Source organism: Salinisphaera sp. G21_0, assembly GCF_017744115.1.
Classification (GTDB): domain Bacteria; phylum Pseudomonadota; class Gammaproteobacteria; order Pseudomonadales; family Endozoicomonadaceae; genus Endozoicomonas.
In genome coordinates this window covers 40,395-54,309 of sequence record NZ_JAGHQW010000030.1, presented here as the reverse complement: position 1 = coordinate 54,309, position 13,915 = coordinate 40,395, and the positions used below count along the sequence as shown (strand labels likewise).

The 13,915-nt window shown below is 50.6% G+C and carries 10 protein-coding genes; 6 read left to right on the top strand and 4 right to left on the bottom strand.

Features of this window, described 5'->3' with window-relative positions; all coding sequences use genetic code 11:
- The first annotated feature begins 179 nt into the window (after positions 1–179).
- Positions 180–2,912: a hypothetical protein gene (locus J7439_RS14995; protein WP_209202794.1), complete on the top strand. Its 2,733-nt coding sequence runs from the start codon at positions 180–182 to the stop codon at positions 2,910–2,912.
- A gap of 124 nt (positions 2,913–3,036) precedes the next feature.
- Here the strand turns inward: J7439_RS14995 and J7439_RS14990 are convergent, their stop codons facing one another.
- A complete protein-coding gene (locus tag J7439_RS14990) occupies positions 3,037–6,165 on the bottom strand; it encodes an efflux RND transporter permease subunit (protein WP_209202793.1) in 3,129 nt (1,042 codons plus the stop codon).
- A 1-nt stretch (position 6,166) separates the two neighbouring features.
- The gene (locus tag J7439_RS14985) at positions 6,167–7,393 is read right to left on the bottom strand and encodes an efflux RND transporter periplasmic adaptor subunit (RefSeq protein ID WP_209202792.1); all 1,227 of its coding nucleotides are present in this window, start codon (positions 7,391–7,393) and stop codon (positions 6,167–6,169) included.
- Positions 7,394–8,141: 748 nt separating this feature from the next.
- Here J7439_RS14985 and J7439_RS14980 point away from each other — a divergent pair.
- The 5 genes from J7439_RS14980 (at position 8,142) to J7439_RS14960 (ending at position 12,767) form a co-directional block, all read left to right on the top strand.
- Complete coding sequence (locus J7439_RS14980; RefSeq protein WP_209202791.1) at positions 8,142–8,864, top strand: response regulator; 723 nt, start codon at positions 8,142–8,144, stop codon at positions 8,862–8,864.
- A gap of 11 nt (positions 8,865–8,875) precedes the next feature.
- The gene (locus J7439_RS14975; RefSeq protein WP_209202790.1) at positions 8,876–10,267 is read left to right on the top strand and encodes an ATP-binding protein; all 1,392 of its coding nucleotides are present in this window, start codon (positions 8,876–8,878) and stop codon (positions 10,265–10,267) included.
- The gene (gene nfi / locus J7439_RS14970; RefSeq protein WP_353623067.1) at positions 10,260–10,961 is read left to right on the top strand and encodes a deoxyribonuclease V; all 702 of its coding nucleotides are present in this window, start codon (positions 10,260–10,262) and stop codon (positions 10,959–10,961) included. Before J7439_RS14975 ends, nfi begins: the two co-directional genes overlap by 8 nt.
- Positions 10,930–11,553 carry a hypothetical protein gene (locus J7439_RS14965; protein ID WP_209202789.1) on the top strand — a complete coding sequence of 208 codons (624 nt, stop codon included), beginning with the start codon at positions 10,930–10,932 and terminating at the stop codon, positions 11,551–11,553. Before nfi ends, J7439_RS14965 begins: the two co-directional genes overlap by 32 nt.
- A 167-nt stretch (positions 11,554–11,720) precedes the next feature.
- Positions 11,721–12,767 carry an ankyrin repeat domain-containing protein gene (locus tag J7439_RS14960; protein WP_209202788.1) on the top strand — a complete coding sequence of 349 codons (1,047 nt, stop codon included), beginning with the start codon at positions 11,721–11,723 and terminating at the stop codon, positions 12,765–12,767.
- Positions 12,768–12,782: 15 nt separating this feature from the next.
- Here J7439_RS14960 and J7439_RS14955 read toward each other — a convergent pair whose 3' ends face one another.
- A complete protein-coding gene (locus J7439_RS14955) occupies positions 12,783–13,487 on the bottom strand; it encodes a hypothetical protein (RefSeq protein WP_209202787.1) in 705 nt (234 codons plus the stop codon).
- A 116-nt stretch (positions 13,488–13,603) separates the two neighbouring features.
- A complete protein-coding gene (locus J7439_RS14950; protein ID WP_209202786.1) occupies positions 13,604–13,813 on the bottom strand; it encodes a hypothetical protein in 210 nt (69 codons plus the stop codon).
- Between the last annotated feature and the right edge of the window lie 102 nt (positions 13,814–13,915).

The following is a 13,915-nucleotide window of genomic DNA, read 5'->3' as shown; positions in this document are numbered from 1 at the left end:
GCCTCATCTGAGAAAGGCGGTGGTAATTAAATACGACATTTGTTGTATGTAACAGGTATAAAACAATATTCGTGATAGTTCACAGGGACAGGTCAGCCTGCACAATCAGGGAACAAAAGAGGTTTTACGTTGTCCTTATTAAGAAATTTTCCCGGTTATAAACTATACGGGTAGCAGTTATGGACTATGTACAGCGTTCTGTTGTGAGTGCACCTGGTGGTGAACATCAATTACCGGGGGGAGCTATAGCTGATAATGTCAGCAATAAGATTGACTCCGGCGGTTCTTTGGCTGAGATGCCCGGGGTTTTGAATGTAAGCCAAAATACTCCGTTGAAAATACCCGCCGAAGAAGTGCCTGAGAAAAGCTTGACTAAAAGAAAGGTTAAGCACCATGAAGAATTATCCTGTTCCAAAAGTTGCGATGAATTAATGACTTTTTTCAAGGCACATCTCCAAAATCTGGAGTTTTCCTATGACCTTATGGGCTTTACAGCAAAGTCAACTAAAGGCCTCAGGCTTATGGAGTGTTATCGAAAGAAAGTTGATCAGTTCAAAAAAATGGTGACTGAAGAAAGACTCAAGCTGCCTAAAATCCCGAGTAACCTGAGAAAAGACGCAAGAATAAATTGTGAAGAACTTAAATATCAACTCTTTGATTTGCAATTTGAGTACATGAATTTGTGCTTTAAACGCTACCTGGCGGTAATCAGGATAGTGTTTGTGTTGCAGTCGGTATCTGCAAAATATCAAAGCGATGAGCCAGTCGCATACCAAATGGCGATGTTCGCAAAGAAATATGGCAATTGCTTCAGTGATCTTGGCCAGGAGTCATACCTGAACTCCGTCAGTGATCTTGGCCAGGAGTCATACCTGAACTCCGTCAGTGATGATCGTCTGGCACAGCACTGGCATGTCTTCATATCACAATCCATGGAACTTCTGAATGTCTGTGCCGAGCTGACCAGTTTGCATGAACAGCTCCTGGGCAAGCATGAGAACTGTGATGTGCACATGAAATCAGTTTCCAATAGTCATAACGTTGTTGCTTTGTCTCTGATCAAAATCCTTGATGATGCTGTCAGTCACTACGCACAGCTGAATGACAAAGATGGCCTGAATCGTGGATTAGGTTCTGATGTTAAAGGGTTGAGCAATTGGTTAAAGACCGTGTCGAACAAATCAGACCTGTTTAAGTGCTATAAAATTTTCGAAGTAATACAAATGATTAGCGCTTCACTGTGTATTGGCGAATTTGTCCCAGCGTGCAAGCTGTTAAGGGAGTTCATCAAACTGATTGATGGCAAAATTGATGGCATAACTGCTGAATTAGACGATATCGAATGGTTGTTTTATCTTGCATCGAAGGCGTTAGCGTGCCTGGTTTGCATCAAATTGTCAGACCTTGGCAATAATGAGTTTAAGAATATCGAAACTATCAAGATGTTGTTAAAAGATGTGATGGAAAAGGCTGAGCGGATGTTTTCCCTGTCTGAAGCTGAGTGCTCAGAGCTCAATGACTGTTTTCAAAGATTCGTAGAAGGGTCCAGCAGAGACGTTTTATTGATTCATGCCCTTAGGGAGGAAGAATCTGTCAAGCAAATAGATCGCCTGGTCAGTGAAGAAGAGCGTGAGAACACCAGGAAAAAACGGGAGATCAGCGGGAAGCTGAAACAAAAAATGGCCAGGGGCTATGGTTTCCGGAAACCGGTGCAGCCAAAAGCGCCAGAACTCGCTGCCCAGTCGATAAACCGGCAAGATTCACAAGTCCCGGAGGAAGCACCTTTGCCGCAGGGGGTGCAGGATGCGGTAAAGGCGTTTATTGCTGATCGACCAATGGCTGAGGTCACGGCAATGATTCAATCAGTTGTCGATGATCCCAAGAGTACTCAAGTAGTCAAGGCCGAGGCTTATTTTGCTCTTACGGATATGCTTGATAAAAAAATGAATAAAGAATTCGACCGGATTGCCTCTCATACGAAGTTCATTTATTCCTATGGGCGTTTATTGCAAGCAGGTGTGCTGCCGTCACCGGCTTTGGGCAAGCAGTTCAAAAAGGCCATTCGGGACGTTACTGATATAACGAAGATTTGTGGTTGGCTTGATAGTGTCAATGATGCGCTGAGCACCTTGTCGGGATTAATTCTTCGTACTGATGGGCTGGACAATGAATTTCTGGATGAGCTGGCATCTTTGCATGAGCGTATCAGGGCAGAGGTAGTGCTGGTTAGTCAGATTGAAGCCACTTTTGATGAGATAGAACGTATCTGGAACGATCGGTTGCAGTTTTTGAAAAGAAACCACAAGTTGCCAAAAAGTCGAAGAAAACCTGCACATGGTCAGCAGGATCAACCGCAAATAGCCCCCTTCGATCTGGCAAAATTGCAAGAGGCCTGGTGTAAGCTGACAAGGCAGGTAACCCCGTTGAGAATGACACTGGAAAAAACCGGGGAGGATATAGACAGGCATCTTATGTCCAGACCGACAGCCTGTGAGCACGGGGGGGCGAGCGGTAATGATTCCTCAGTTGCTGCCAATGATGATTCCTCACTTGCTACCAATGATGATTCCTCACTTGCTACCAATGATGATCAAGAGTTGTCGTCTGCGCTTTTCAGGCAGGAGGTTCAACGTGCGCAATTAGAAGGACGTTGCTACGGGCCTGAATACTGGTCAAGCTTTACCACAGAGGACTGGTTACCAGCCAATGAGCTGCCCGAAAACCATCCACTGACACTGATCGCCGATGCTCTGCACAGGCCTCTGTCGGTCAGGGCTGGTGGGCAGCAATGGTTAATTAGCGAAGATGGCACAGCAACCATCAAGCCCGCAGCCATTCCGAAAAATTCGCTGAACCTGACGGTTGGTGGGCTGGCCGATCCTCTGATGCCTCATAACAGTCGTGCTTTATAAATACCGTTTCTCGTCTTAAGCGGAGTCGAAAGGCGCAAACTCCATCCTCTGAATACTGTGCCAATCACCCTTCGACTCCGCTTCAGGGTGAACGGAGATTGTACACATCATTCTCCTGATTCAATTAACTATGCGCCTTGTCAGGATCAAAGTGCTCACGCACTCTTTGCAGCAGCAGATAGAACACCGGAATCAGCAGGGTGCCAAAGATAGTGGCCGCCAACATACCGGAACTTACCGTGATACCGATGATCTGACGGCTGGCGGCACCGGCACCCGTGGCAAGTACCAGTGGCATTACCCCGAGAATAAAGGACAGGGCGGTCATCAGGACGGCACGGAAACGCAGGCCAGCGGCATTGATGGCTGAGTCAAAAATACTGTTGCCTTCCCGACGCTGAACCATGGCAAATTCCACGATCAGAATCGCCGTTTTTGCTGCGATACCGATTAACAGCACCATCCCGATCTGGGCATAGATGTCATTGGCCAGCACCGGATTCCACTGTCGCATGATATTGATCCCCACAAAGGCACCAAAGGTAGCAATAGGCACGGCGCTGATGATGGCCAGTGGCATGGTCCAGCTTTCGTACTGGGCGACCAGGAACAGGTAGGCAAACAGGAAGCACAGCGCAAACAGGATGGGAGCCAGGTTTCCTGCTTCGATTTCCTGTAAAGACTGGCCTGACCAGGAATAGGTATAACCCTGGGGAAGATTCTGTGCCAGTCGGGCCATTGCCTCAATGGCGTCACCGGAGCTGTAACCCGGAGCAGCCTGACCACTGATGTTGGCGGATTGATAGAGGTTGTAATGTCCGATACTGCTGGGGCCCAGCACGGGTTTCAGGGAAGCCACCGTGGTCAATGGCACCATTTGTCCCTGACTGTTACGGACATAGAACTTGCTGAGGTCAGCCGGTCCGGCCCGGTCAGCACTTTCAGCCTGCAGGTTGACCTGATAGTTCTGGCCAAACAGGGTGAAGTTATTCACGTACAGTGAGCCCAGCTGGGTTTGCAGCGTCATGAAAATTTCAGATAGCGATACATTCTGGGCTTTGGCCTTCTGACGGTCTACATCCAGCAGGTATTGTGGCACGTTGGCCTGCCAGGTTGAAAACACCCGGGCGAGTTCCGGCTGCTGGTTGGCCTGGTAAATCAGGCCGTTCATGACCTGGCTGAGCTCTTGGGGTGAGCGTCCCATGGTGTCTTGCAACCGGAAGTCAAAGCCACCGGATGACCCAAGACCCGGAATGGGTGGGAAGGCAAAAGCCATGATCTGTGCTTCTTGCAGTGACCACAATTTTGCCTGGGTTCTTTGCAGAATGGCGTCCTGATGCAGCTCGGGACTCTGTCTCTCTGACCAATCGTTCAATACGACAATGGCCAGCGCCGCATTACTGCTGGAACCACTGAAGATACTAAAGCCGGAAATGGTGATAACACTATCCACACCCTGTTCGGAGCGAATCTGGTCGGTGATTTCCCCCATCAACTCCTGGGTGCGATTTAATGAAGCCGCATCTGGCAGCTGAATGTTGACCGCAAAGAAGCCCTGGTCTTCATTTGGGACGAAGCCGCCAGGTGTGGTAGTAAACATAAAGCCGGTACTGCCCAGCATCACCGCCAGAAGGCCAACGCCCAGAATGGAACGGCGCAGTAAAAGTGTTACCCAGCCCTGGTAACCCCCGGTCAACTTGTGAATAAAGGTGTCTACCGGCTTCAGCCAGGCAATCTGGTCAAGACTTCCTTTTTTCAGTAATACCGAGCAAAGCGCGGGACTTAAGGTTAACGCGTTGACCGAGGAGATCAGTACCGCCACAGAAATGGTCACGGCGAACTGGGTATAGAGCCCCCCGGTAATGCCCGGCATAAACGCCACGGGCACAAAAACCGCCAGCAGTACCATGGTAGTGGCAACAATGGGGCCGGAAACCTCTTTCATCGCCAGGCGGGTGGCCTCTTTTGGTGCCATGCCCTCTTTTGTGATCAGTCGTTCAACGTTTTCAATAACGACAATGGCATCGTCCACCACAACACCGATGGCCAATACCAGGCCAAACAAACTGATGGTATTGATGGAGAACCCCAGTGCCTGCATGACCGCAAAGGTACCAATCAGCGACACCGGGATGGCGATGGCAGGAATGAGAGTTGCACGCCAGTTCTGAAGAAACAGGAATACCACCAGAATAACCAGAAATACGGCTTCAAACAGTGTTTTCACCACCTCATTGATGGACTCGTTAATAAACTCCGTGGTGTCAAACTTGATGGTATAGTCCATGCCCTGGGGGAAGTCCTTCTTCAGCTCTTCCATCTGGGCTTTCACGCCTTTGGCCACGTCCATGGCATTGGCATCCGGTTGCTGGTATATAACCAGAAATGCCGTAGGTTTTTGGTTCAGCCGTGCATCACCCTCATAGTTCTGGGAGCCAAGTTCCACTTTTGCAATGTCTTTGATGCGGACAAAAGAGCCATCCGGGTTTGCCCGGATAATGATATTGCCAAAAGCGTCAGGGGATTCCAGCTGTCCCCGGGTTCGAATCGTATAGGTAAATTGTTGATCAGGTTGATTGGGGGCTTGTCCAAGTTGTCCGGCGGCAACAATGGCATTCTGCTCATTAATGGCGTTACTGATGTCGGATGTGGTGACACCCAGTGCCGCCATGCGACTGGGGTTCAGCCAGATGCGCATACTGTAGGTCATGGCACCCATCACCTGAGCCTGCGCTACGCCCTTGATACGGGTCATTGGGTCTAACAGGTAGTTACTGGCGTAGTTGCTCAGGTAGACCTGATCAAACTTGCCGGATTCAGACACCAGGTTGACCCCGAGCAGCATGTTGGACGACTGTTTTCGTACATTTATGCCCAGTCGTCGAACCTGTTCGGGCAAACTCGGTTCGGCAGCGGCTACCCGGTTCTGCACATTGACCATGGCGATGTCCTGGTCGGTGCCGGAATCAAAGGTGACGGTGATGGACACACTGCCATTGTTGTAGGCTTTGGAGTCCATATAAATCATCCCTTCAACCCCGTTTACCTGTTCTTCAATGGGGCGCATAACCGCTGATTCCAGGGTTTCTGCATCGGCACCCGGGTAGGTGGCGTTGATGGTTACCTGGGGCGGCGTGATTTCCGGGAACATACTCACTGGCAGCGTTGTCAGCGAGATCAGACCGACCATGGTGATCACAATCGAGATGACGAATGCGAACTTGGGCCGGTTAATAAAAAACTGGCTGATCATCTCAGATATCCTGCTCCTGTGGCTTGGCGGAAGCGGGTGATGAAAGCGTACCGGTGGTTGGGTCTACGTTAACCAGGGTTGGCGATACTTTGCTGCCCGGACGCACTTTCTGAAGGCCCTGAACGATAATCTGCTCACCTTGCTTAAGGCCAGATTTTACCGCCCACATGGCATTGATACGACGACCGACTTCCACCTGTCGGGTTTCAACGACATTTTCCGGCGTTACAACCAGGACAAAATAGCCGGACTGATCCTGCTGAACTGCGGCCTGGGGAATCAGGGCCATGGGCGTTTTCTGATTGCTTTCTGCCTGCAGCGTGACGTAGAGGCCCGGCAGAATAATACCCTGAGGGTTCGGGAAGGTGGCTCGCAGGGTCAGGGTACCCATGGTTTCATCGATCTGGGTGTCGGCAAAGCTGAAGGTGCCTGGCTGGTCGTATTCAGTGCCATTTGGCAGTCTGAGAGAGAGTTTGAACCTGCTTTTTTCTTCGACCTCAACGCTGGCTTCCTGCGCCGTTATGGCTCCGGGGTGTTCTGCCAGATGGCTGATCAGCTGTCGTTCATCCACCTGAAAGGTAACATAGATTGGATCCATGCTGGTCAACGTAGCCAGAGGCTGGCTGGTGGGACCCACCAGATTGCCAACACTGTAGGTTGATTTGCCAATTTCCCCCGTGAAGGGTGCGGAAATTTGCGTGTAGCCCAGATTCAGCTGAGCCGTTTCCAGATTGGCTTCCGCTGCTTCAACAGCGGCGACCGCCCGGGCTTCCGAGCTGGTTTGATTATCGTAGTCAGCCTGACTGATCGCTCCCCGTTTTACCAGATCCCGGCTACGCTCAAGGTTTTTCCGGGCGTTAATAAGGGAAGCTTTGCTGCTTGCCAGCTGGGCCTCGGCACCTTTGAGGGCAGCTGCAAATGGTGCCCGGTCAATTTCGTAAAGCAGCTGGCCTTGTTCAACCATACCGCCTTCAGTGAAGTTTCTTTTGACCAGAAAGCCTTCTACACGGGCACGGATATCTACCTCATTGATGGCTTCTGAACGGCCAACGTATTCATAATAGTCGCCTACTTCCTGATTGATCACACTGAAAACCGATACACCGGGGAGAGGCATTTGATGTTGAGGCTGGTCATCTGAGCAACCGGCCAGAAGAAAAATAGAAGCGGCTAAAGCGCCTATCGGAAGCCATTTTCCGAGTTTATGATCAGTGTTGTTAGCAATCATTGATAGCTCCGTAATGGGGCAGATTCTTGCAGGACCCGCAAAAACAATGAGATGTGGCTGACATCAGTTTAAGCTCATCTCTATTTTGATGGCTGCCAATACCGCTATAAAATGCAGCCTGTTGATACCATACGTCCAAGACCTTTTTGGGGCGGGCATTAGCGTTGGATACACTGAGTAATGTTTGCATTGAGCACAATGCCTGCCGCTTATTTCTCTTGGCAAACCTCATACCTCAGGGAAGAAGGTCTCAGTGGCCTTGTATAACTTCAGGGGAAGGTATGCCAATAGGGAAATGCCCCAGCAAAGGGGCTGAGAGTATACAGGGTTATGGTATGTGACGGATAGTATGAGGTTTATCCATCTATAGCCATGTGGAAAACCGCTATTGGCGAATCCTTTACTATTTAAAATGAAATAAATAAGGGCTTTACACTGCTTTTACCGGATCTATTGACCCGATTGAGATGCAAGTCAATACACTGAGTCCGAGATTCAGGAACAGTGATCAACGTCGTTACTGTCCGGGGCTGATGTTGTCTTGCCGCTGTTTAACTAAGCATTCCTGTTTGATGAATGATATGATGTCCCGCGCTTTGGGCAAGCCTCTTTATTAAACCAATGAGCAGAGGCAGCCAGAAAACCCGGGCGGGGGGCAGACTGGCCATACCATCAGTTACTATATGAGCTGTACCTTTAACCCCGCTTTCCCCCAAGGCGGGGTATTTTTTTTTATGGAGCACATGCTATGAGTCACTCTATAAGTGCAGGCAAAACCAGTGCCAGGCTGTTGCTGATTGATGATGATATCGAGCTCTGTGAATTGCTGGTGGAATATCTGGCCACAGAAGGGTTTACGGTCTCTGCGGTTCATGATGGTGAAGCCGGGGTCGATGCCGCTCTGTCCGGGATGCACGACCTGGTGCTACTGGATGTAACCTTGCCGAAACTGAACGGTTTTGATGCCCTGAAGCAGATTCGCCAGCAGTCGGACATCCCGGTTCTGATGCTGACTGCCCGTGGCGATGATGTGGATCGGATTATCGGTCTGGAAATTGGTGCGGATGATTATTTGCCCAAGCCCTACAATCACCGTGAGCTGGTGGCCAGAATCAAGGCTATTCTGCGTCGTGGGCGCACACCATTGATTCCGGAAGGCACCAGCCGAACCCTGCAGATTGATGATATTGCCCTGAATCTGGCCAACCGTGAGGCCGCCATTGCCGGTGAACCACTGGAGTTGACGGCCACTGAATTTCTGGTGCTGAAATCGCTGATTGAAAAGGCCGGTGAACTGATTTCCCGGGATGACCTGACCCAGATCGCCCTTAACCGTAAGTTGACACTTTATGATCGGGCCATTGATATGCATGTGAGTAATGTGCGCAAGAAGATTGGTACCCGGCCTGACGGCAATCCAAGGATAAAAACCGTGCGTGGGTCTGGTTACTTTTATATTCTTCCGGGCTGATGGGGTTGCCAGTGCGAGTTAAAATCCCCGGGCTGGTGGTCTGGCCATGGCACAGTGTCTTCTGGAAGATTTTTCTGTGGTTCTGGCTGACCATGATTGCCATGCTGGTGACGCTGTTTCTGGCCTTTGCCATTACCGTGGACCCTTCGGACTTTCTGTCCGAGCGGCGGGCGCTGTTTCGTGAGCTGGAAATAGCGGCCCGTAAAATGGAGCTGCTCTCCCGTACTTCCGTGCATTTACCCATTCCCCGGTTCCCCGGCAGTGGTTACTACCTGTTCGATACCGAGGGGAATATTCTGGGCAGTGCGTCGATCTCTGAAGAGTTGATTTCTGCCTACAATAAAACCCGGAATCTCAGCGATCCGACCATTACCTTTCGCAGGGGGGTGGTGGTGGTCGGCCCACAGCGAATTACCCTGAATGATGCCCCCTATGAACTGTATCTCACCAAGGAGATGCCAATGCTGGTACACTGGCGGGTGCAACAGGTTATTGCACGTCAGTGGCATCTTATTATTCTGGCTTTGGGTGTCAGTTTCTTTCTCTGTGTGGTTCTGGCCCGATACCTGGTGGGGCCGATTCGGAACTTGCAGCGGGCATCCAGAAAGCTGGCCCGTGGCGACCTGAGAGCCCGGGTGGGCGGCAAGGTTGCCAGACGCCGGGATGAACTGGGTGAGCTGGCCAGGGATTTTGACCATATGGCGGAGCAGGTAGGGTCTCTGGTGTTCAGTAAAGAGCGGTTGCTGCGGGATGTGTCCCATGAGTTGAGGTCGCCGTTAACCCGGTTGCAGATCTCTCTGGCGCTGGCCAGACGGAAAACGCCGGATGCCGAGGCAGAGCATGCACGCATCGAACGGGAGATAGAACGCCTGGATCAGTTGATCGGGCAGATCATCCACTTTTCCCGTATTCAGCATAATATGGCCAACATGGCCTGCGAGAAAATAGCTCTCGAAGGTATGCTGAAAAAGCTGGTGGACGATGGCAGCTTTGAAGCCCAGGCCCGTGATAAGGCCGTGGTATTGAAAGAAACCGCTAACATTGAGCTGGTGGCAGTTCGTGAGTTTCTCTCCAGTGCTGTGGAAAACATCATCAGAAATGCGATTCGTTTCACTCCGGAAGGCTCGGAAGTTGAGGTGCGACTGTTGCGTGACAATGATGTGGCACTGATTGGTATTCGTGATTATGGGCCGGGGGTGCCTGAAGAGACCCTTGACGATCTGTTTGAACCCTTCTTCCGGGTGGATGAAACCCGGGGTAAGGAAAATGATGGAACGGGTCTTGGCATGGCCATTGCCAGTACTGCAGTATCACAACATAACGGCTCCATTGCTGCCCGCAATGCCCACCCGGGTCTTGAGGTCACCCTTCGCCTGCCGTTAAGGAATGGGTTGAGTGTCTGAGTTTGCTGACCTTCGCTGGGACCTTTCCTATGCCGAAGCCATATCCATGCAAACGACACTGGCCAGTCAGGTGATCCAACAGGATGACCTGCCTGAAATCACCCGTGTTGCCGGTGTTGATGTTGGCTTTGAAGATAACGGGCGGGTAACCCGTGCCGCCGTTGCGGTTCTGGCTTTTCCCGCCCTGGAGCTGCTGGATTACACCATTGCCAAAGTACCGACCCGGATGCCCTATATCCCCGGGTTGCTGTCATTTCGGGAGTGCCCGGCGATTCTGGATGCACTTGGCCAGTTGCGGATAACGCCTGATCTGTTGCTGTGTGATGGTCAGGGAATGGCCCATCCACGGCGCTTTGGCGTTGCCTGTCATGTTGGTGTGCTCACCGGGCTGCCCGCCATTGGGGTTGCCAAGAGCCGACTTTGTGGACACAGTGATACCCTGCCAGAGGGGAAAGGGGCCAGGGTTGAACTGCGGGATAATAATGAAGTGATTGGCAGCGTGCTGCGCACCCGAAGCGCAACCCGCCCACTGTATATCAGTATTGGCCATAGAATATCGTTGAACACGGCGGTGCATTATGTTGAATCATGTCTTACCCGCTTCCGGTTGCCGGAAACCACCCGTTGGGCAGATGCACTGGCTTCCAATCGGGGGCAGGCTGTTGCCAGGGCCAACCAGATTCTGGCTCGCTAACGTTTTCTGCGCTCTGGCACTTATTCTCCTGGGGGGCTGTGCAGGAAATGACCGGGAGGTCTACAGCCAGCAGCAGTTTCAGCAGCTGGTGGATAAAGGCTTTCTGTCACCACAGATTCGCAATCTGGATATGCTGCCGATGATGGCGGTGCAGCTCTATCTGGACACGCCGCAGATTTTTCTTCAGGGGGATGGCAAGCCCCTGATGTTCCATATCGATGGCAAGGTGGATGCGGATATCTTTGGGGGGATGGTCACGGAAAAACTGCCGGTGCAAATTACCGGCTTCACCCAGCTGAGATATTCCAGGGAAGATGAGGCCATTTATTTTACTGAGATAGCGTTTATGGAAGCCCGGATTGACCTGGAAGTGGCATTGTTCAAAACCATGATCGTGGACAGCTTTCAGAAGGCATTGCTGAAAGAGCTGGCCGGGATGCCATTGATCTCGTTGGTCAAAACACCGGAACTGGCGGCAACCATCGAATCACTTGCCAGACATAATGCTGATGGGCAGATTCAATTTAATATCCGGGAAGGCAGCCTGGTGATTGAACCGGTTCCGGGCCACAGTGATCGTTCTTCTGGCTAAAGCTTGTTCTGGCAGTCATCACTTTTCCCGGGAGCCTGTTGACGTTTTGTTACTGAGCTCACAACTAAACGTCAAAAGGTCCTATATACAGTTTTCATGCAAATGGTGTATCAGATCAATGCGTAAGCCCTATATTTTAATGATGTCCCTGATGAAGAGCAGACATCATGAACAGTATCAGCAATACGCCAGCACTCAGGATTGAAACACCGGCAAGCCAATCCCGCCTCTCCGACCCTGTTGACCAGGCCAGCGGAAAACAAGATACCAGTCCCCATTACCAGACACCGACTGCACATGGGAAACGTAAAATTACGGTTCGGGACAAGCTGGACCTGGTCATGGCTGTCAGATCCGGACGCCGCAATGAAGTTGAACGGCTACTGCATAAAGGCGTGAACATTCGCAAAGAATACTATTTGAAATATCAGGATTCCCCGTTGAAAACGGCGGTGAACCATCGTCGTATCAAGATCCTGGAATTGCTGCTGGAGCATGGGGCAAACCCTGACGATCATGCCGTTGGTGTCAAAACGCCGTTGAACTCTATCCTTAAGGAAAAGCCTATCAGTATTAAGGTCATGAAGGTATTGCTAAAACACGGTGCGAATCCTGACGCCAATACCAAGGGACGCTACACCCCGTTGTTTTGGGCGGTCTACCATAGGCATATCAATGCCGTAAAGCTACTTCTGCAGCATGGGGCAGACACTAATAGCAGAAGCTCGGGCTACGAAACGCCACTATACAAAGCGGTGAGATTGGGGGATATCAAGATCGCGAAGCTGTTGCTGGAGTCCGGTGCGGACGTTAATGGCAAGTCAGCCGGCTTGACCACCCCTCTGGCTATTGCGGTGCACACCGGGGGTTTAAGGAGTGTGAACTTGCTGTTGGATTATCATGCGGATGTTAATAGCGTCGATGGCGACAGGATAGCCCCCCTTGAGTTAGCTGCCTGGAAAAAGCGGGTTGATATTGCCTTTGAACTGCTCAGGTGTGGCGCTCGTGCGGATAAAAAGCTGACCAGAAAGTTGGTCAGCAAGGTTATCCGTAAATATAAGATAAACCCGAAAACCACACCGCTGTCGCTCAAAGGTGCCAGCTTACGTGCCATTGGGAAACATCTCAATGGACGTGATCCGAGAGTTTTGCCTTTGCCCGAGGCCACACGGAAGGAATTGCGATTACAGAGACGAGGAACAATATTTCCGTGAATCTCGTCTTCCGGGTTAACTCGAAGGCTTGAAGGAACCCATCATAATATTGAAAGTATCCATGACCGGATAGAGCGGGTAGAACGTGCGCGGGCTGGCAAAGTTTCGGGTCAGGTCATATTTAAAGTCGCTGAGAATAAAGTCCGGAACCTCCGGAACCCATTGGTTCCCCGCTTTCCTGAAGGTAAACACTTCGCTTCTGGTCTGATAGCCGGAGTATGACTCCGGGAAGATAGTTAGCACGGTTACAATCTCTCCATCATCATCTGCCCGCATACGAAACCTGGGGGTCACATGAATTTCGTAGGCCCGGGAAATACCCACATTAAATTTTGATTTGGAAATAATTCGCACATAAAAATCCTGTGGACTCAGTTCATTGGCCTTTGCCCGTCCTTCAGGAAAAATAATTTGAAACAAATGACTTGAGTGGTAGCGTTGCACCTGATGCTTTAACAGTTTTAATGCGTCTTCAGCAAAGAAGCTGGCGAACTCGTCAAAGTCAAACGTGTTCAGGTTTCGAACCATCTCAAGGACAGTAGATTTGAGCGCTTCTTTATCTGATTCAGATAGTGACGAATCCCGGTGCGGCATCGGTGATGTTATTTCTGCAAGGAGCGGTTTGTTTTTATCGTTGGTTTCTGCCCCACCAAGGCATGACTGGACAGTGGCGAAGACGGCAATCATGCCAATAAGACATAATTGAATGACTCTGGACACTTGAACCTCCTGACAAACCAATATGGACATAAGATAGCCAGTAATTCCAGTTTCTGCAGGTAGAGATGTGATTGCCAGAAAACATTATGGAAATGCAGATATCTGTAGCCATTGTTTTAATCAGGGCTATCAGGACGTTGTTGCTCCGGTTCCTGTTCTGTGCTCGCCATGGGGTTACTGACTGTTGCCATATCCGTCAGCTCTATCATCACCGATTCGTCATGGTCATCGGATTCATACCCGGTCAGCACATGGTATACAGGGCTGTCAGGACTATGCGGGTCAGGTTCTTCTTCAACGTTCGTCGCTATGGAGCTTCTGCTCACTGTCGCTATGTTCTCCTGTATGACTGACAACGATTGATAATGGCTCTCGGGAAAAGTTGTCAGCAGTCCCATGTCCCCCGGCCTCACTAACAACGGTTGGTA

Coding starts and splice junctions, on each gene's coding strand:
- J7439_RS14995 (WP_209202794.1), top strand. CDS start 180: ATGGACTATGTACAGCGTTCTGTTGTGAGTGCACCTGGTGGTGAACAT.
- J7439_RS14990 (WP_209202793.1), bottom strand. CDS start 6,165: ATGATCAGCCAGTTTTTTATTAACCGGCCCAAGTTCGCATTCGTCATC.
- J7439_RS14985 (WP_209202792.1), bottom strand. CDS start 7,393: ATGATTGCTAACAACACTGATCATAAACTCGGAAAATGGCTTCCGATA.
- J7439_RS14980 (WP_209202791.1), top strand. CDS start 8,142: ATGAGTCACTCTATAAGTGCAGGCAAAACCAGTGCCAGGCTGTTGCTG.
- J7439_RS14960 (WP_209202788.1), top strand. CDS start 11,721: ATGAACAGTATCAGCAATACGCCAGCACTCAGGATTGAAACACCGGCA.